The organism is Halococcus sp. PRR34, assembly GCF_028617175.1.
GTDB classification, from domain to species: domain Archaea; phylum Halobacteriota; class Halobacteria; order Halobacteriales; family Halococcaceae; genus Halococcus; species Halococcus salifodinae.
Map to the genome: position 1 here is coordinate 44,106 of NZ_JAQJDA010000004.1, position 18,431 is coordinate 62,536.

Below are 18,431 nucleotides of genomic sequence, written 5' to 3' on the forward strand. Positions count from 1 at the left end.
CTCCGTGCACACTGCCGGAGACGGTACGTTTTTGCCACCGTCAGGCGAGAGGCGAGTATGCGAGTCGCACTACTCGGCGGTACCGGCGACATCGGCGAAGGCCTGGCGCTTCGATGGGCACGCGACACCGACCACGAGATCGTGATCGGTTCGCGGAACGCCGAGAAGGGCGAGTCCCGCGCGGCGGACTACCGGAATCGCCTGGCCGATCGCGGCATCGACACCGATATTTCGGGCACCGACAACGCGAGCGCCGCCGCGGGGAGCCGGATCGTCGTGGCGGGCGTCCCGCCAGCCTACGCCGCCGACACGATCGAGGCGGTGCGCGACGACCTCACCGAGGAGGCGATCGTCGTCAGCCCCGCGGTGGCGATGGCGCGCAACGGCACCGGTTTTCACTACGACACACCGGAAGCAGGTAGCGTCGCGGAGGCGGTTGCGGCCGTCACGCCCGACGAGGTGCCGATCGTGAGCGCGTTCCAGAACCTCGCGGCCGGCGCGCTCACCGATCTCGATCGAGAACTCGCCCTCGACGTCGTGGTCTCCGGCGACGACGCCGACGCGAAGGGCGTCGTCGTGGAGCTCGCGGAGGAGATCGACGGGCTGCGTGCGCTCGACGCCGGGCCGCTCGCGAACAGCGCCGAGATCGAGAGCATCACGCCGTTGCTCATCAACCTCGCGATGAACAACGACGGGATGCACGACCTCGGCGTCCGGTTCCAGTAACCGCTACCGGGACTCGACGATTCTCGACCAACCACGGAGCGCGTCGCCTCCCGCCGCACCGATTCGATCGTCGCGCCGTCGAGCGAGACGTCCTCACCCCGGTCGGTCATGGAACCGGCTCGTCGGCGACCGCGTCGAGATCGAGGTCCACAGCACGAGCCTCCTCGCGGATCGCGTGGGCGTCGGCGACCGTGAGTTCGCCGTCCTCGTAGAGCACTTCGCCGTCGACCATCGTGAACGCGACGTCGTCGCCGTGGGCCGCAAAGACCAGATGCGAAAGCACGTCGTGGAGTGGCGTCGCGCGCGTGAGGTCGGTCGTGAGCCCGATGATGTCGGCCTTCCACCCCTCCACGAGCTTGCCGATCCCCTCGAACCCGGCGGCGTCCGCACCGTTTACCGTCGCCATCTCGAACACCGTCTCGGCGGGCGTGCTCGTGGGATCGAGCGCGTCGACCTTCTGGAGCAGGCTCGCCTGGCGCATCTCGGTGAACGGGTCGAGGGTGTTGTTGCAGGGCGGGCCGTCGTTGCCGAGCGCGACGTTGATCCCGCGATCGAGATAGTCCGGGATCGGCGCGATCCCCGAGGCGAGCTTCATGTTCGACGAGGGGCAGTAGGTGACGTGGGTGCCGGTCTCGGCGAGCACCTCGCGCTCGGTCTCGTCGGTGTGGACACAGTGGGCGAGCACGACGTCCTCGCCGGTGATCCCCACCTCGTCGAGCCAGTGGATGTTGCGGTGGCCGGTCTCGCGCTCGACCGTCGCGATCTCGTCTTGGTTCTCGCTCGCGTGGGTGTGGATGCGGACGCCGTCGTACCGGTCGGTGAGTTCGCGCACACCGCGGAGACACTCCTCGGTGCAGCTCACCGCGAACCGTGGCGTCACCGCGTATCGGATGCGGTCGTCGAACGCGCCGTGGTACTCCCGGATGAGTCGTTCGCTCTCGTCGAGGCCCGCGTCGGTTTCTTCGAGGAGGCCATCGGGCGATTCCTTGTCCATCAGGACCTTCCCCAGCCGTCCACGGATTCCCAGCTCGCCGGCGGCCTCGAACGCCCGATCGGCGTGTGAGACGGAGAGGTGATCCACACACGTGGTCGTCCCGCTCTCGATCAGTTCGAGATACCCGAGTTTGGCGGCGGCTTCCATCTGATCGGCGTCGAGAGTCGCCTCCATCGGGAGAACGTAGTCGAACAGCCAGTCCAGCAGCGCGGTGTCGTCCGCGATCCCTCGTCCGAGGCTCTGGATCGAGTGAATGTGACCGCCGACGAGGCCCGGCGCGAGCACGTCGTACGCCGTGGTCGCGTGGTCGGGGTAGCGATCTTCCAGCTCCGCTGCGTCGCCGACGGCTTCGATCCGGTCGTCCTCGACCACGACCGCACCGTCGTGGATGACCGTCTGCGCGTCGACAACGACGGTGCCAGCCAGTAGCATAACCGAGTACCGGTCGCCGGTCGACGAACAAAAAGGTTGCTAGCTGTCGGTCGACGGCATGTGCGACGTACTCTGTCGGCTTTCCTCACGGGAACACGTCAGGCGTTCTCGCTGTCGGGCGTCGCCGTGACGTCGCCGAACACGTACTGCACGACGAACCCGGCGAGGAGCGTCGCGACGGTGAGACCGGCAGCCACCGGGTAATCGATCGAGAGCCCGGCTGCCAGAAGCGTGAGGAAGCCGAACGCGACCCCAGCGGTGAGGAGGCCGCCCGGCGCGTGGAAGGTCGGCGTTACGTCCGTCCGGTAGACCCGGAGACCGACGAACGACGCGATGTTGATGGCATAGGGGAGGACGGTGCCGACGAGTGCGGCGAGCACGATCCCGCCGACGACCTGCTTGCCGACGACGACGGCCGCAGCGGCAATGGCGACGACACACAGCGCGACGTAGGGGGCGTTCGTGCGGTCGCTCGTCGCGGCGAACGCAGTCGGGAACGTGTCGCGTTCGGCGAGTGCGCGGAGGACGCGCGCGGAGCTGGTCATGCCGACGAGCATCGTGGTGAAGATGGCGACGAGCGCCGCGACGGGCAGTGCGTAGTTCGCGAGCAGCGGGAGCCCCGCGTCGACGACGACCGCCGAGAGCGGCGCGACCATCACGAGATTGTCGCCCGCGAACGCGCTCGGAGGAGTCGTGAGATGGAGTGCGACCACGACCGCCGTGTAGCACAGCGTGGTGATGAGAAGGCTCCCGACGATCGCGCGCGGGATCGTCCACGCCGGCCGTTTCACCTCGCCCGCGGCCGCGGGAACGACCGTCCACGCGCCGTAGCCGGTGATCGCGACGCCGACGGCGGTGAGGAACTGGGTGCTACTTCCGGTAACGAACGGCGTCGTGTTCGCGGGCTCGCCGTTCGCAAATCCGAGAGCTGCGACCGCCGCGAGCACCGCGAGGACGAACGCGGTGAGGACGAGGTTCGTGTGTTTGGTCACGTCGATCCCGGCGAGCGTGACGCCGAGGCTCGCACCGATCGCGAGCAGCCCGAACAGCACGGTGTGGGACCGAACTCCCGCGAGCGACGGGATCGCGCCGAGGTAGTTCGCGACGTACCACGCCGAAACCGCGACGCCGAACACCCAGCCGAGCGCGTACGACGTTCCTTCGAGGTAGGAGAAGAACTGTCTGACGAGCCCGTTCGAGCCGAGGGTTTCGGCCGGGAAGACCGCCGGGCCGCCGGAGTGGGGGAACGCGGTCGCGAGCTCGGTGTAACAGAGCGCGATACTCACCATCCCGACGCCCGCGACGAGCCATGCGAGGATCGCCGCCGGACCGATCCACTGACCGGTGAACGCGGGGTAGAAGAACACCGACGAGCCGATCATTCCGCCGACGCTCAACAACAGCAGGTCACGGAGGCCGACCGTCCGCGGGAGATCGTCCGGGGTTTCGCGAGCGTCCGCCATTGCGTTCGCTCTGGAGCAGAGCCAATTAGGACTACCGGATGGTTGCCGTGACGACGCGGTGGAACCACCTGCTGTCGCCACAAGCTCTGGACTGAGTGACGCCTCGCTTGACGCTTTCTGGAAGCTACCGTTGTTGAACCCGATCAGGATCGACGAAACTGCCGGATCGACCGTCCGAGAGGGGTTTTTTCCAGTGGATTACCGGGACGCGATGGCTTCGATCTCGACGCCGACGCCCTTCGGGAGGTTCCCCACCTCGAAGGCGCTTCTGGCGGGCGGCTCGTCGTCGAAGAAGCCGGCGTAGGTCTCGTTCATCTCGTCGAAGTCGTCGATGTCGGCGAGGAGAATCGTCGTCTTGAGCACGTCGCCCATATCGAGCTCCTCCTCGGCGAGGATGGCTTCGACGTTCGAGAGTGACTGTTCGGTCTGGGTCGCGATCGACTCGTCGGCGAGCGAATCGCCGTCGGGCGTGAACGGGATCTGACCCGCGGTGAAGACGAGATCGTCGTTCGTGGTCGCCTGGCTGTACGCGCCGACCGCCGCCGGTGCGTCGCCCGTACTGATGATGCGCTTCACGCGCTCACCTCACGCTGGCCCGGCTTAATCTTTCTGGAGTGTGGGTAAGCAGCCGAACGCCGGCCGCTGTCACCGGTCTCACTCACCACGGCGTGATCTCACGCCCGTTCAACTCGCCCTCGTCGAAAGGCGTGTGGCGAGTCGTTGAATCGATGGACTGTGACGCCGGTCTCTGGTGATGACGCAACTCACTGTCACCGATCGAACGAAGGACATTTTCCGATTTTTACACACTTAGGGTGTGTATTATCTCGCCCGATCGTCACTCTGGCGAACGAGTTCTTTCACTTTCGTGTTCCGACGACCGGTTCGTGACGGTGCGAACCCGCTTCCGTCAGTCGACGACCGCACAGTCACCCACCGGCCACAGCACGCACCATCAATCCAATCAAAACAATCAACTCACTACCGACTGAAACAGCCGACAGCGATACGATGAACCCAGCTCCCTTACGAGACTCTCAGTGGAGGGTCGAAACGGTCGGATGTGATGTCGACTGGACAGCTGTGATCGTCAATCAAGGCTACTATTCAACTATTTCAGCGAACTGTACTTATACTCATCATTCCAACGCCCATCTTCACTATTCGTTTGTAACTATCACTCAACACTCGCTTCGTACCACTGCATTGTCGACCGTGACTGCGATACGGCACTATTGACCGATCTCTAGCGGATTCATCGAACAGGTCAAATTTTCCACCGCTTCGTGGATTCGTACGTGTTGTTATTTTTAATCTATTACCGGCCGCGACGAGTAGACCAATTTCGCTAGTAGCAGTCCCGCGATCCGCGTGGACCGCTGAATCGTCGACGACGTTCGGGATGGTTCGCTCCCGGGTCGCTTCGGCGAAGAGCAACGATTAAACGGCGGGCAATCCTCGCGCCGAGTATGCAACGACGGGCTGCGGCGGTCTACATCGTTTTCTTCGTGGTGGTCGCGATTGGGGCGTACTCGTTGATCACGGTGGCCGAGGAGCCGACCGTCTCGGTCGAAGGGCAGAGCTACGCTCAGGGGGACACCCTCCAGGCTGGAGGACAGGCGTGGATGGTCAACGTCAGCGACGGCTCCGGCGAGGTGTCGCGGGTCAACGAATCGGTCCAGTTCAGCACCTCGTTCGCGAACAACTCCACCCTCCTCTATCAGAACGAGACCTATCGGACAGCGCCCAACGGCTCCGGCGGTGGGGGCGCAGCCGGGACCACGACGCCAGGCGCGCCCACCACTACCACTCCGTCTGGAGCGATGGCCAACGGCTCCGACGGCACACGCTTCCGGGTCGCGATCGCCAACGTTTCCGGGGGGAACGCCTCCAGCGGAAACGCCTCCGGTAACGCATCGACGGGCAACGCGTCCGCCGGCAATGCCTCCGGCGGCAACGCGTCCGCCGGGAACGCGTCCACTGCCAATCTCACCTCGTTCACGCTTCGTGAGACGTTCGACGTGAACCAGCAACTGCGGGACGATCCGGACGTCGCGGACACGGCGCTGACCGGGGTCAACGGCACCCAGTACGTCCGGTATCAGAACGGAACGACCCAGCCGCTCGGCGAGTATCTGCCGACGCCCGAAACCCGGAACGTCTCGGTCGGTGACGAGTTCCCCTACGCCAACAACTCCACGACCGTCTCGGGCGTCAACACGAGCGGCGTGTCGCTCGCGTGGACCGGTCCACAGACTGAATCGATGGAGCTCGCGGCGGGAGAAAACGTCACCGTCGGTAACACGACGTACGTCACCCAGTTCGGTGCGGACAACAGCACCGTCACGCTCTCACAGGACGTCGCCGGCTACCAGGAAGAGCTGGCCGATGTCCAGGACTTCGAAGACCGCATTCTCGGTCTCTGGGGGATCATCATCATCAGTATCTTCGCTGCCATCCTCATCGCGGCGCTCGCGTACATGCCCGTGAGAGGCTGAATCCCAAATCATTCTTTCGGGCTGAACGTCGCCCTCTCGCAGCTCTCTTCGGTCTTCATTTCGTTCGGAGAACCGTCAGAAACGGGCCGGGAGGGATTCGAATCACGCTCGTTCCGTTCGTGGTTCGAGAGAGCGAAGCTCTCTCGTCATCACGAAAGGCGCTTCGCGCCTTTCGAACGACTTCGCTCACTTCACTCCCTGCTTCGAATCCTCCTTGCCGCTTCGCTGCTCGCGTCCGTTTTCGGTGACTTCGCTCCGCTCGTCACGGCGTTTCACTCGCTCCGCTCGTGAAACCGTCGCAGAAGCGGGCTGGGAGGGATTCGAACCCCCGACCGTCCGGTTAAAAGCCGGACGCTCTGCCTAACTGAGCTACCAGCCCACACCCGCGCTGGGGCCGTCGTGCCTAAATCAGTACCGTTCCGGCGGCGAGTCCTCGGTCGGTTCCCACACATCGAGCGCCTCGGCGACGAGGGCCGACGGATCGACCCCCCGGAGGGCGGCCTGGCGTCTGAGCTCGCGGTACGTCTCCGATGGAAGGTCGAGCGTCACCTCCCCGGGCGGGACACCGTGAGTGGCGAGCGCGCGCTCCGGCGGGACGTCCGAGTTGATGTCGCTCGCGATCGATCGGACGTCCCGCACGGTGAGATCGGCGTCGAGGGTCGCCCACGCGAGCAGGAAGCGCGCCTCGCCCGCGACCCGGGCGATGTGTTTCGCCGCGGTCGGGGCGATCTCGCCGGTGGCGACGTACTGACGGATCGATCGCGGGAGATCGTGAACCCGTGCCCACTTCCGGATGAACGACACCGTGGCGTCGCCGTCGACGCGCTCGGCCGCGGCCTTGTACGAGCCCTCGCCGCGGACCAAAGCCGCACACGCCGCCGCCCCGCGGAGCATGTAGACACTGTCGGCGTCGCCCACGGAATCGTCGGCGAACGACCGCACGATCTCGGCGGCGCGCGCCACGCTCTCGGGATCGTCGGGATCGAACTGGACGGCCTCGCGCGCGCGTTCACCGGCAAAGGTGGGATCACCCCGGATCACCGGCTCGCCGACGGGCGAGTCGCGGTCGGTCCTCGTCCCGTCGGGCGCGCCGTCAGGGGTCATACCGCCTCGTGGAGACGACGAATGAAAAGTACCCCGCCACCGTGTGTCAGCCGCGCACCGTCAGTCGGCGTTCGCCTCGCGCTCTTCGGAGAGATGCTCCCAGATCTCGGTGCAGCCACAGCCGTCGTCGACGTCGTCGAGATGATCCGTGTTCGGTTCCCGCTGCTCTTCGGCCGGCTCCGGGTCGCTCATCGATCCGCTCCCGATTCGTCGTACAGCTCCGGTGCGACGTCCGCCGACACGTGTTGGCGTTCGCCGTCGTTCTCTCTCATCACTCCGCGGTACGCCAGTGGCCCGGATAAGGCCGCGCCCACCTGTAAACCCTACCCAGGCTCTCGCTTACCGGCAACAGTTGTCGTGATATCCGACAGTCGAATCACGGACAATGCCGACGCCCTCGGGTGATTTCGGTGTTGCCGTGCGTCATCGAACCTGTGGACGTTCGAGGGCGATCGTGGGTCGATGGGTTCAGGGGAGCGCGGCGTCGAGAACGGCTGTGCCAATCGACGTCCACCAGCTCGACGCCGGGGCGTGGATCAGCGTCAACGACACCCGCGAGGTCAGCGTCGGCGACCTCTGGTGGCTCGCGCGACACGACGTCTGTCCCTGCGAGATGGCGGATTTCCTCGCCGAAGGGTTCGTCGAGGTCGGCGTCGATCCCCCAACGATCGAGGCCCGCATCGCCGGCCAGTGCATCGCCTGCGGGGCGAGCGACGTCACCGACTGGCTCACGGTCGGTCGGGTGATCGACGGCGAGTTCTATTCCGTGGTTCCCGAGAGCGTCCACGTCCCTCGCCGGCGCACTCGCCTCGCTCGCTCCGAGTGACCCTCTCCAACGACCCGGAATACCGGCAACATTCTCTCCCTCCGGCGAGACGCGGGGAGGATTGACGCCACGGGCGAGGGTTTAGGCGTCGGACGCTTTGCGGTGATATGCCGAGTAAAGTCGAGGGCTGGAAAGACGAGGTCTACGGCGAGGAGGTCCGCGAGCATCTCTTCGAGTTCGCCGAGAAGGGGTGGGAGGCGATCCCCGAGGACGAACACGACGCGTGGTTCGAGCGGTTCAAATGGTGGGGGTTGTACCACCAGCGCAACGGCCAGGAGAGCTACTTCATGATGCGGATCGGGACGCCCAACGGCGTGCTCGAACCGGGCCAGCTCGAAGTAGTCGGCGAGATCGCCGACGAGTACGCCCGCGGTCCGGTCGACAACCCCGAGTTCGGCGGCGCGTACTGCGACTGGACCACCCGCCAGTCGATCCAACTCCACTGGATCCGGATCGAGGACGTCCCCGAAATCTTCGAGAAACTCGAAGAAAACGGCATGTCGACCATCCAGGCCTGCGGCGATTCCTGGAGAAATATCGTCGGCTGTCCGGTCGCGGGCAAGGACAAACACGAGCACGTCGATGCGTGGCCAGTAGCCGAAGAGCTCCACGAGGAGTTCAAGGGCAACGACGCCTACGAGAACATGCCCCGGAAGTGGAAGGTCTCGGTCACGGGCTGTGACGAGGGCTGCGGCCAGGGCGACATCAACGATCTAGCCTTTGAACCCGCCGAGAAGGAGATCGACGGCGAGGAAACGATGGGGTTCAACGTCCGCGTCGGCGGCGGCCTCTCGCGGAAAGAACCGCGCTTCGCGCGCGACATCGACGTGTTCTGCACCCCCGAGGATGCCTCGAAGGTCTCCGCGGGCATGTCTGCCCTCTTCCGCGATCACGGCGACCGCGACGACCGATTCAACGCCCGGATCAAGTTCCTCGTCGACGAGTGGGGTACCGAGAAGATCCGCGAAACCCTCCAAGAGGAGTACATCGACTACGAGCTCCCCACGGCCGGCGAGGACCTCCGCGAGGACTACACCTACAACGCGGGTCGCCAGGACGAACACGGCGACCACATCGGCGTCCACGAACAGCCCGACGGCAACTACTACGTCGGCCTCGATGTCCTCGTGGGGCGGATGGGAGCCGAGGACACCCTCGAACTCGCCGACCTCGCCGACGAGTACGGCTCCGGTGAGGTTCGACTCACGCAGCGCCAGAACGTCATCGTGACCGACGTTCCCGAGGACGATCTCGACGCGTTCCTCGACGAACCCCTCTTGGAAGACTACTCGCCCGACCCACACCCGTTCATGCGCGGCTCGATCGCCTGCACCGGGACGGAGTTCTGCTCGCTCTCGATCGTCGAGACCAAGAACCGCCAGGTCCGGTACGCCCGCTGGCTCAAAGAGAACGTCGCGCTCCCCGACGGGATCGAGGACTTCCACGTCCACCTTTCGGGCTGTACCGCCTCGTGCGCCCAGCCACAGATCGCCGACATCAGTCTTCGGGGAATGAAGACCAGAAAGGACGGCGAGCCCGTCGAGGCGTTCGACATCGGGCTCGGTGGCGGACTCGGCGAGGACCCCCACTTCGCGGACTGGATCGCGATGCGGGTCGCGGCCGACGAGGTGCCTGGCTACATCGCGAACGTCCTCGCGGCCTACGAGGACGAATCCGACGACTCCGAGAGCTTTCGTGAGTTCATCGCCGCGCGCGACGAGGACGAACTCGAAGCGCTCGCCGACCCCGAGGAGACCGACTACGAGGACCCGTTCATGCACAACACGAAGATGACGTGGTACCCCTACGCCGAGGAGGACGACATGGACGACCGACCGACGCCCGCCCGCGCCGACGGCACCCCGATCCCGGCTGACGACTGAGACGCCCGCTTCGACGCGTTCGTTTTTCGTCGCGATCCGTGTCGACGATACAGTTACGATACTGTCGCTCGTTGACCGTGCTATGGAATTGAACCACTACGCGGTCTTCAGCAGCGACGAGCGGCGGATCGCCACTGCGGAGTTCAGAGGTGGGCGTGTAACGGCGGTGCTCTCCGAATTCGAACTCGACCTCCGAGGAGCGGAGACGCCCGGATTTCCGGCGGTAATCGACATACGGGTACTCTTCGCCGAGGTGGACGTCACCGTTCCCGACGAGTGGAACGTCGACGTACGACTGTCGACGCCGCTGTGCGAGTTCCGAGACAGGCACGCGATCCACGCAGCCGAGGAAGGGCCGGCGAGCGAACCCGATCTCGTTCTGACCGGCTTCGGCGTGCTCTCCGAGATCACGCTCAGGGGGTGATCCGATCGGCGTAGCCGAACGCGGGGACGAACCTGCTGTGATTCCTGTTCCCGTCCCCGCTCGCCCACAGTCTCGTTAAGTATCCGGCTGTCGAAACCGGGGTATGAGCGATCGCATTCTGAAGGTCAACGCCTACACCACGCTCGATCTGCTCGACGGCCACGCGGAGGGTCACGATTTCGAGGAGGACGCACTCGCGGTGCTCAACGTCACCGCTGCCCGCAAAAACCCCGAGCACGTCCAGCTCCAGCTCGAAATCGACAACACAGACCTCGACCACCTTCCTGCTCACGCCGACGAGGTGCAGCTCTCACCCGACCAAGCCCGCGAGGTCGCGGCCGCGCTCGAAGACCACGCCGCGGACGTCGAGGCCGCCCAGAACTAAGTGGCGTTTGCGCGCTCGTCGTTCTCGATCTATCGATCAGCTTGCCGGTCGCCCTCGCTGCGCTCGCGCCAGTCGCGCTGTTGTCGGCGCTCGGTGACGTGCCGTCGGCCGTCGGCCAGCGCCTCGCGCACCTCCGACTCGAACTCGGCCGCGGGCGTGAGGAACTCGTCAGCGAACGACTCGACGACTTCGTAGGTCCACCGCCCGTCGATCGCACCTGCTGGAAGGAGATCGTCGCGGAGGACGTCCGCCCACGCGTCGTGGCCGGACCTGCGGAGTTTCTCGCGTGCGTCGTCCAGCCTGTCCATCCCGCGACCGACCTCGTGGTGGAACGCGACGAGATGGCCGTACCCCCGATGGAGATGTTCGATGCCGAGCTGGAGGTCGTGGAGCGCGGTCCGTTCGGTTTCGTCGAGGTCGGTGGGCTCGTCGTCCATACTGGAACATCACCGACCATGAACAAAACACCTCGGCGCAGGGACGCGTTCGTGGACGATACTGGATCGGGCGGGGCCGCCGCAACGCTAACTGCTTTCCGTATCCTCTACCCACGACCTGCATGGCATTCAACGGCGGCTGGACCGCGGAACGAATGGGGGACCTCGACGGAAAGACGGTGATCGTCACCGGCGCGAACAGCGGGCTCGGCTACGAGGCGGCGCGGGAGTTCGCGATCCACGGCGCGAACGTCGTCCTCGCGTGCCGCAGCGTCGAGCGCGGTGTCGAGGCGGGCGAGCGGATTCGGGAGGACGCGCCCGAAACCTCGCTCACGGTCATCGAGCTGGATCTCGCGGATCTCGCGTCGGTTGGCCGCTTCGCCGCCGACTTCACCGACACCCACGACGAGCTCCACGTGCTCTGCAACAACGCCGGCGTGATGGCGATTCCGCGGAGCGAGACCGTCGACGGGTTCGAGACCCAGTTCGGCGTCAATCATCTGGGGCACTTCGCGCTCACCGGCACCCTCCTCGAACACCTCCACGAGACCGACGGCGAGACCCGCGTCGTGACCCAGAGCAGCGGCCTCCACGAGAGCGGCGCAATCGACTTCCGTGATCTCCAGCACGAGGATTCCTACGACGAGTGGGACGCCTACGGCCAGAGCAAGCTCGCGAACGTCCTCTTCGCCTACGAGCTCCACCGACGGCTCCGGAACGTCGGCGTCGACGACGTAACCAGCGTGGCGTGTCACCCGGGCTACGCGGCGACGGACCTCCAGCGCCGGGGGCCCGAACAGGCCGGCGAGACCCTCCGGCTGTGGGGGATGAAGGCCGCGAACGCCATCGTCGCTCAGGACGCCGCGACGGGCGCGCTGCCCATGCTCTACGGTGCTACCGAACCTGGTCTGAGCGGCAGCGAGTATATCGGCCCCGGCGGGTTCCGAAACATGCGCGGCTCGCCCGAAGAACAGCGCTCCAGCGAGCGATCGTACGACGAGACGACGGCAGCACGGCTTTGGGAGGTCTCGGCGGAACTGACGGGCGTCACCTACGACTTCGACGTCGCGGCGAACTGAACAGTCGTTGCCAGGGACGGTGATTCGAACCGGCAGGTGATCGAATCGACTCTTACTCGTCGTCGCCGACCTCGGCGGCGGAGTCGTCGTCCGTCTCGATACCGCCCTCGGTGGTGGTGTCTCCGTCGACGAGTCGTCCCTCAATTTCCGCGTCACCGTCTTCATCGCCGAGGCGGCCGGCGTACTCGTCCCAGAGGTCCTCGTCGAGGAGTTCTCGGATCGGGTGGTCGTCGGCTGCGTCGTCCGCCGCCAGTCCGTATAGAAGCCCGAGACCCCCTCCTAGCGCCGCGCCGGACCGCGCTCCTTCGAAGTCCTCCGAGGCGGTCGCCCGGCCCGCGCCCATCTCCGCGCCGCGGAGCACCGACTCGGCGTCGGCCTCGGTGACCCACTGAGCGTACGCCTCGGGCGTGAGTTCCTCGGCGAGGTACGCCGACGCGCCCACCATCGCGCCGACCGACTTGCCGTCGATATTTCGCGTGCCCGCTCCCGCCGAGGCCCCGGCGTTGGCCCGCTTCGCCATCATCGTCGGATCCAGGTCGTCGAACATGGTGTCGTCGTGGCTGGTGGCGTACGCGCCAACCACGCTCCCGCCGAGCACCGCACCCGAGAGGAGGGCCGCCGTGGAGTAACTCGCTGCGATGGCTGGGTTGGCGACCGTGACGCCGGTGGCCAGGCCCCAGAGCGCGGCCTGCTTCGGATCGGCGTCGCGGACGGTTCGCTTGAGTTCGAGCGTGCCGATGCCCGCACGATCGCGCGCGGCGCGGACGACATCTCGGGTCTGATCCCGATCGACCGACGGGAGCGGGACATCACGATCGAGCGAGGACCCCGCTGTCGACCGCGCGTCCGCGGCGAGTTCGCGCGACCGCTCGATACCGGGGAGCATCGACGACTCGGTGTCGACGTCCGTGCTGCCCGCCGACGCCAAGCCGTCGTCGTCGACGCCCATAGCCCGATCGGCATCGTCGCCAGCCACGCGATCACGCGCGTCGCCGAGCGTCGAGCGGACGCGGTCGAACACGCCGTCGCCGGTCTCCTCGTCCCCGACAGTCACGAGAATCTCCGTCCCGTCGGACTCGCCTGCCGCGTCGTGTTCGCCCTGGAGATTCGCGAGTCGCTCGACGAGATCGTCGGTGTCGCGTGCGTCGGCCACCGCGGCGTCGGCCTCGTCGCGCAGGCGGTCGGGGAGGTCGGCGAGCAGTTCCGTAACCCCCTCCTCGGTCCCATCGTCCGTCGCGTTCGGGTCGTCCATGCCCGCATGGAGGCGACGCTCACGGAAAAGCGTTCGAGCAGCGTGTGCAGCGTCTATATCTCGATGGTGTCGCCGAGATCGGGCGCGGCAGCATCGATCCCCTCGTCCTGCAGCTCCGCCGCGAACGCCTCGCACCGATCGCCGTGGTTGACGAGCACCTGGCTGTCGCGGTACGAATCGAGGTAGTCGAACAGTCCATCACGATCGGCGTGTGCGGAGAAGTCGTACTGCTCGACCTGGGCGCTGACCGGCATCCGGCGGCCGTCGATCTCGGCACTCCCGGTGTCGAGCAGGTCGCGGCCCGGCGTCCCCTCGACCTGGTAGCCGGTGAGCGCGATCTTGTTCACCGGATGGCCGGAGATCGCGGGGATGTACGTCATCGCGGGCCCGCCCGACAGCATCCCGCTGGTGGTGACGATCGCGGTCGACTGCTCGGCGATCCGCTTTCGCTGGCCGTCTCGCCCCGTGACGAATCTGGCGTGGCTCGTGGCTCGCTGGAGCGCGTCGGCGTCGCGGACGAACTCGGGATACTGGCGGAGCATCTCCGTCACTCCCTGGCCCATCCCGTCGACGTAACACGGGATGTCGTACTCCGAACAGACGAGTAACAGCTCCTGAGTGCGACCGATCGCGAACGCCGGGATCACCACCGTCCCGCCCTCCCACAGCGTCGTCCGGACGCTCTCGACGAACCGCTCCTCGACCGCGGCACGGTCCTCATGCTCGACGTCCGAGTACGTGCTCTCACAGAGCACCACGTCCGCATCCGGACGTGCGGTGGTTGGCGGAACGAGCCGCTGTCCGCCGACGGACGCCTCGATCTCGTTCGTGCGATCTCCAACACTGCCGTCGTTCTGTGACGTTCCGGTGTGGAAATCCCCCGTGTAGAGCAGGCTGGTGTCGCCGTCATCCACGAGGACGTGCGCGCTACCGGGAATGTGGCCCGCGTCGAAGAACGTCACCGCGTGGCCGGCGGCGGTGAACGACTCACGATAGCTGTGGGTCGTGGCGACTTCACTGACGCGTTTGAGGTCGGTCTCGGTGAACGGGCACCGATAGGAGCCGCCGTGGAGTTTGAGCGTGTCTCGCGCGAGGGTTCGGGCGAGCTCGCCGGTCGGTGGCGTCCAGTGGATCGAGGGGCGGGAATCACCCGAAAGCAGCCCAGGCACGACCCCGGCGTGGTCGAGGTGGCCATGCGAGACGACCACCGCTTCGGGATCGACCGATCCGACGGGAAACCCCGGCGGCGTGCCCGATCGCATCCCGTAATCGAGTAGAAGAGAGTCGTTGACGAGGACGGCGCTCCGACCGACCTCGCGAGCGCCCCCGAGAAAGCGGAGATCCATTGGGAGCACTACCCGTCGAACGGGTTTCGGCCCGTCGGTTCACAGCCGGCTGCACGCACCTCGTGATCGGCGAGAGTGACACTCGATCGTCTTTGTCCACCCCCGATCGCTTTCGTTCGCCCCTCGATCGGCTCGCCGTCCCCGAGACGAGTGGTCCATGATACCGACCCCCAATGAATAAGTACTCTCACCGATGATGATGTATGACGAAGTTTCGATGTATCCGATGGTCCCGCTCACGGCGCTCGTCATGCCGCTCCAGAGCGGTCTCGTTCCGGACGGCGGCCGCGACGAGATCTTTCAGACGATCTTCGTGTGGTTCCTGATCCTCGGGACGATCGTCGGGGTCGTCGTCATCGGGTACATGCTCTACAATGCGTACAAGTTCCGGGACCGCGGGGAGCGGGACGATGACGACGGTATCGACCGTCCCGAACTGGGTGAACTGCCCGAGGGTGGCGGTGGCGGGCGGAAGCTCGCGCTGTCGCTCCTGTTGAGCGCCGCCATCGTGATCTCGCTCATCACGTGGACGTACTTCGCGCTCGTGGACGTCGAAACCCGGGCGACCCAGACCGACGACAGTCTCAACGTGCAGGTCGAGGGGTTCCAGTTCGGCTGGGAGTTCATCTATCCGAACGGCAACACCTCCGAGACGCTCCGGGTGCCCGCAAACACGACGGTACAGCTCACCGTCACCTCGCGCGATGTCTTCCACAACTTCGGGATCCCGGCGTTCAAGATGAAGACCGACGCTCTCCCCGGCCAGACCACCGACACGTGGTTCCAGCCGAACGAGACCGGGACGTACCAGGCCCAGTGTTTCGAGCTCTGCGGCGCGGGCCACTCCGCGATGAACGCGAACGTGAGCGTGATGGAACCCGACGCGTACGAGCAGTGGTACGAAAACACCACTCCTGCGAACACCACGGGTAACGCTACTACGAACGCCACGACGGATAACGCGACAGCAACCAACGCCACCACAGGGAACGCGACGACGGCGAACAACGCGACGGCAGCGACCAACGGAACCACAGCAGCATGACCGATCGATCAGAACCGACGCCGGACGGGGGGTACGCGGGAGCGGGCGAGGAGCTCCCCGCGACGACCGACGACGGGGACCATGCGACGACTGAATCGCATGGACTGCCGCCGTACGGATCGGTCAAGCGGTGGCTCGTCACCACGAATCACAAGGACGTCGGCATCCTCTACACCGTGACTGCGCTCTTTTTCCTCGTGTTCGGGGGCGTTCTCGCACTCTTGATGCGGGTCCAGCTCTTCTCGCCTGGGTCGGGGGTCCTCAGCCCGATGGGGTACAACCAGACCGTCTCGACGCACGGCCTCATCATGGTGTTCTGGTTCCTCTCGCCGTTCGCGTTCGGCTTCGCGAACTACGTCGTCCCACTTCAGATCGGTGCGAAAGACCTCGCCTTCCCCCGATTGAACGCCCTCAGCTACTGGCTGTACCTCTTTTCGGGACTGTTGCTCGGCGTTTCGTTCTTCCAGGGCGGGACGTTCGCCGGCGGTTGGACGATGTACGCGCCGCTCAACATCCCGACCTACACGCCGAGCATCGGGGCCAGCACGGCGATCCTCGCACTCTTACTGTTCGTGGTGAGCGTCACCGTCTCGTCGGTGAACTTCCTGACCACGATGCACCGGATGCGCGCGGAGGGGCTGACCCTCCGACGACTCCCCCTCTTCACGTGGACCATTCTTCTGACTGTGTGGATGATGCTGTTCGCCTTCGCGGCGCTGCTCGCGGCGCTCGTGATCCTCTCGACGGACCGACTCGTCGGCACGACGTACTTCGCCGCCAGTAGCCCCGGTGGGTCGATCCTCTGGACCCATCTGTTCTGGTTTTTCGGCCATCCAGAGGTCTACATCGTTTTCTTCCCCGCGCTCGGCGTGATGGCGGAAACCTTCCAGACCTTCACCGGACGACGGATCGTGGGCCGGAAGTGGTTCATCGCCGCGATGGTACTGGTGGCGCTCCAGAGCTTCGTGGTCTGGATGCATCACATGTTCCTGACCTCGATCAACCTCCAGATCAAGACGCTCTTTATGGCGACCACCATCGGCATCTCCCTCCCCTTCGACCTGATGGTGTTCTCGCTGATCTACACCACGATCAAGGGGAAAGTGCGCTTTGCCACCCCCTTCCTGTTCACGTTCGGCGCGCTGATCCTGTTCATCGTTGGCGGGATCACGGGCGTCTTTCTGGGGGCTGTCGTGCTCGATTACCAGTTCCGGGGGACGTACTGGGTGGTCGCGCACTTCCACTACGTGATGGTCGGCGGCGTCACCGCGCTGATCGGCGGGCTCTACTACTGGTTCCCGAAGATGACCGGAAAGATGTACGACGAGTTCCTCGGGAAGGTCCACTTCGTCCTCTATTTCGTGGGGTTCAACCTGCTCTACTTCCCGATGTTCGTGGCGTGGGAGACCCCGCGTCGGGTGTTCGAGTACCCCGAGGCGCTCACGATCTGGCATCAGCTCGCCACGGTCGGCGGGTTCATTCTCGGAGCTTCGTTCCTCGTGATGTTCTACAATCTCACGAAGAGCCTCGTCGACGGCGAGGCCGCCACGGGCAACCCGTGGGCGTACTCGACCACCGCCGAGTGGGCGATCCCGTCGCCGCCACCGCTCGAGAACTTCCCCGGCGTCCCGAGCTACCGGAGTGGCTCGCTCGACTTCCTCGGTGGTTCGCCGGAGGTCGCTGACGGCGGTGAGGTTACCGACGGCGGCACGCTCACGACGCGTGACGATCACGCACACGAAGCGCACGCGGGAGAGCCCGAGAGCCACGCGAGCATCTGGCCGTTCGCGATCGGCGTCGGAGCCTTCTTCGTCTTCCTCGGACTGTCGGGTTTCCAGGAAGGGACTCTCGCACCCGGTTTCGCCGGCGGCATGTACCTCACGTTCGCGCTCGTCGGGACCGCGATCGGTGCGGTGTCGCTCGTGGCGCTCGGCCGCGAACGGTTCCACGCCCCGACGGGACCGTTCGGGGAGAGCTGGCCATTTGAGGCGGTCGAGAACACCAAGCTCGGCGTCTGGATCTTCCTCGCCTCCGATATCGTGCTGTTCGGTGCGTTCATCGGCTCGTACGTGTTCGTCCGGATTTCTGCGGGGTGGACCGGATGGGAGCTCGTCCCCGGCGATCCCATTCCGGGGCTGATGAACACCTACCTGCTCCTCACCAGCAGCTTCACCGTGATCCTCGCGCTGGTCGCGGCCGAGAAGCGAAATCGGTGGGGCGTGGTGGCGAGTCTGACCACCACGATCCTGCTCGGGATCGGCTTCCTCGTGAACAAGGGGCTCGAATGGAACCACCTCTTCCACGAGGGGATCGCGATCTCCTCGAACGTCCGCACGTCGACGTTCTTCCTCACCACGGGACTCCACGCCGCCCACGTCATCATCGGCCTGTTGATCGCGGTCTACATGCTCGTGCGGGCGTGGCGGGGGGCGTACCTGGACGACGAGCGCCCGCTCGAATACTTCGGGCTGTACTGGCATTTCGTCGACATCGTGTGGCTGTTCCTGTTCCCGCTGTTCTACATCCTGTGAGGTGAT

At 65.4% G+C, this 18,431-nt stretch carries 17 protein-coding genes and 1 tRNA gene; 9 read left to right on the forward strand and 9 right to left on the reverse strand.

All coding sequences use genetic code 11. From position 1 onward, the window contains the following. The first annotated feature begins 57 nt into the window (after nucleotides 1-57). Nucleotides 58-726, forward strand: a complete 669-nt coding sequence (npdG, locus tag PHA81_RS06605) for an NADPH-dependent F420 reductase (RefSeq protein ID WP_273835933.1) — start codon at nucleotides 58-60, stop codon at nucleotides 724-726. Nucleotides 727-832: 106 nt separating this feature from the next. Here the strand turns inward: npdG and PHA81_RS06610 are convergent, their stop codons facing one another. The 3 genes from PHA81_RS06610 to PHA81_RS06620 all read right to left on the reverse strand — a co-directional run bounded on the left by PHA81_RS06610 (nucleotide 833) and on the right by PHA81_RS06620 (nucleotide 4,191). Continuing rightward, nucleotides 833-2,152: a 5'-deoxyadenosine deaminase gene (locus PHA81_RS06610; RefSeq protein ID WP_005044940.1), complete on the reverse strand. Its 1,320-nt coding sequence runs from the start codon at nucleotides 2,150-2,152 to the stop codon at nucleotides 833-835. A gap of 98 nt (nucleotides 2,153-2,250) precedes the next feature. Beyond that, a complete protein-coding gene (locus PHA81_RS06615) occupies nucleotides 2,251-3,615 on the reverse strand; it encodes an APC family permease (RefSeq protein WP_005044943.1) in 1,365 nt (454 codons plus the stop codon). 198 nt (nucleotides 3,616-3,813) lie between these two features. Continuing rightward, nucleotides 3,814-4,191 carry a Rid family detoxifying hydrolase gene (locus PHA81_RS06620; protein WP_005044945.1) on the reverse strand — a complete coding sequence of 126 codons (378 nt, stop codon included), beginning with the start codon at nucleotides 4,189-4,191 and terminating at the stop codon, nucleotides 3,814-3,816. Nucleotides 4,192-5,084: 893 nt separating this feature from the next. On the opposite strand from PHA81_RS06620, the gene PHA81_RS06625 reads away from it, so the two are divergent. Continuing rightward, nucleotides 5,085-6,113, forward strand: a complete 1,029-nt coding sequence (locus tag PHA81_RS06625) for a hypothetical protein (RefSeq protein WP_005044947.1) — start codon at nucleotides 5,085-5,087, stop codon at nucleotides 6,111-6,113. A 305-nt stretch (nucleotides 6,114-6,418) separates the two neighbouring features. Here PHA81_RS06625 and PHA81_RS06630 read toward each other — a convergent pair. The 3 genes from PHA81_RS06630 to PHA81_RS06640 all read right to left on the reverse strand — a co-directional run bounded on the left by PHA81_RS06630 (nucleotide 6,419) and on the right by PHA81_RS06640 (nucleotide 7,409). Beyond that, nucleotides 6,419-6,492 (reverse strand) — tRNA-Lys (locus PHA81_RS06630). Between the two features lie 29 nt (nucleotides 6,493-6,521). Then, nucleotides 6,522-7,217 carry a hypothetical protein gene (locus PHA81_RS06635; protein WP_005044948.1) on the reverse strand — a complete coding sequence of 232 codons (696 nt, stop codon included), beginning with the start codon at nucleotides 7,215-7,217 and terminating at the stop codon, nucleotides 6,522-6,524. A gap of 60 nt (nucleotides 7,218-7,277) precedes the next feature. Beyond that, on the reverse strand, nucleotides 7,278-7,409 hold the full coding sequence (locus PHA81_RS06640) for a hypothetical protein (protein WP_005044950.1): 132 nt from the start codon (nucleotides 7,407-7,409) through the stop codon (nucleotides 7,278-7,280). Between the two features lie 304 nt (nucleotides 7,410-7,713). On the opposite strand from PHA81_RS06640, the gene PHA81_RS06645 reads away from it, so the two are divergent. The 4 genes from PHA81_RS06645 to PHA81_RS06660 all read left to right on the forward strand — a co-directional run bounded on the left by PHA81_RS06645 (nucleotide 7,714) and on the right by PHA81_RS06660 (nucleotide 10,735). Next, a complete protein-coding gene (locus PHA81_RS06645) occupies nucleotides 7,714-8,043 on the forward strand; it encodes a hypothetical protein (RefSeq protein WP_005044952.1) in 330 nt (109 codons plus the stop codon). A gap of 107 nt (nucleotides 8,044-8,150) precedes the next feature. Then, on the forward strand, nucleotides 8,151-9,926 hold the full coding sequence (locus tag PHA81_RS06650; RefSeq protein ID WP_005044954.1) for a ferredoxin--nitrite reductase: 1,776 nt from the start codon (nucleotides 8,151-8,153) through the stop codon (nucleotides 9,924-9,926). Nucleotides 9,927-10,008: 82 nt separating this feature from the next. Next, nucleotides 10,009-10,350, forward strand: coding sequence for a LiaF domain-containing protein (locus tag PHA81_RS06655; RefSeq protein ID WP_005044955.1), 342 nt, complete (start codon nucleotides 10,009-10,011; stop codon nucleotides 10,348-10,350). A 103-nt stretch (nucleotides 10,351-10,453) separates the two neighbouring features. After that, nucleotides 10,454-10,735 (forward strand): DUF6360 family protein, encoded by a 282-nt coding sequence (locus PHA81_RS06660; RefSeq protein ID WP_005044957.1) that lies wholly within the window; start codon nucleotides 10,454-10,456, stop codon nucleotides 10,733-10,735. A gap of 29 nt (nucleotides 10,736-10,764) precedes the next feature. On the opposite strand, the gene PHA81_RS06665 is transcribed toward PHA81_RS06660, so the two are convergent. Beyond that, on the reverse strand, nucleotides 10,765-11,172 hold the full coding sequence (locus PHA81_RS06665; protein WP_005044958.1) for a hypothetical protein: 408 nt from the start codon (nucleotides 11,170-11,172) through the stop codon (nucleotides 10,765-10,767). Nucleotides 11,173-11,294: 122 nt separating this feature from the next. Here PHA81_RS06665 and PHA81_RS06670 point away from each other — a divergent pair, with 122 nt between their 5' ends. Further along, the gene (locus PHA81_RS06670) at nucleotides 11,295-12,251 is read left to right on the forward strand and encodes an oxidoreductase (protein WP_273835940.1); all 957 of its coding nucleotides are present in this window, start codon (nucleotides 11,295-11,297) and stop codon (nucleotides 12,249-12,251) included. 52 nt (nucleotides 12,252-12,303) lie between these two features. Here the strand turns inward: PHA81_RS06670 and PHA81_RS06675 are convergent, their stop codons facing one another. Together PHA81_RS06675 and PHA81_RS06680 are read right to left on the reverse strand one after the other, a co-directional pair. Next, nucleotides 12,304-13,503, reverse strand: coding sequence for a hypothetical protein (locus PHA81_RS06675; protein WP_005044962.1), 1,200 nt, complete (start codon nucleotides 13,501-13,503; stop codon nucleotides 12,304-12,306). Nucleotides 13,504-13,556: 53 nt separating this feature from the next. Beyond that, the gene (locus PHA81_RS06680) at nucleotides 13,557-14,849 is read right to left on the reverse strand and encodes an MBL fold metallo-hydrolase (RefSeq protein WP_005044963.1); all 1,293 of its coding nucleotides are present in this window, start codon (nucleotides 14,847-14,849) and stop codon (nucleotides 13,557-13,559) included. A 226-nt stretch (nucleotides 14,850-15,075) separates the two neighbouring features. On the opposite strand from PHA81_RS06680, the gene coxB reads away from it, so the two are divergent. Together coxB and PHA81_RS06690 are read left to right on the forward strand one after the other, a co-directional pair. Then, entirely contained in the window at nucleotides 15,076-15,894 is an 819-nt protein-coding gene (gene coxB, locus PHA81_RS06685) for a cytochrome c oxidase subunit II (RefSeq protein WP_241430413.1), read from the forward strand. Then, the gene (locus tag PHA81_RS06690) at nucleotides 15,891-18,425 is read left to right on the forward strand and encodes a cbb3-type cytochrome c oxidase subunit I (RefSeq protein WP_005044965.1); all 2,535 of its coding nucleotides are present in this window, start codon (nucleotides 15,891-15,893) and stop codon (nucleotides 18,423-18,425) included. Before coxB ends, PHA81_RS06690 begins: the two co-directional genes overlap by 4 nt. Nucleotides 18,426-18,431 lie beyond the last annotated feature (6 nt).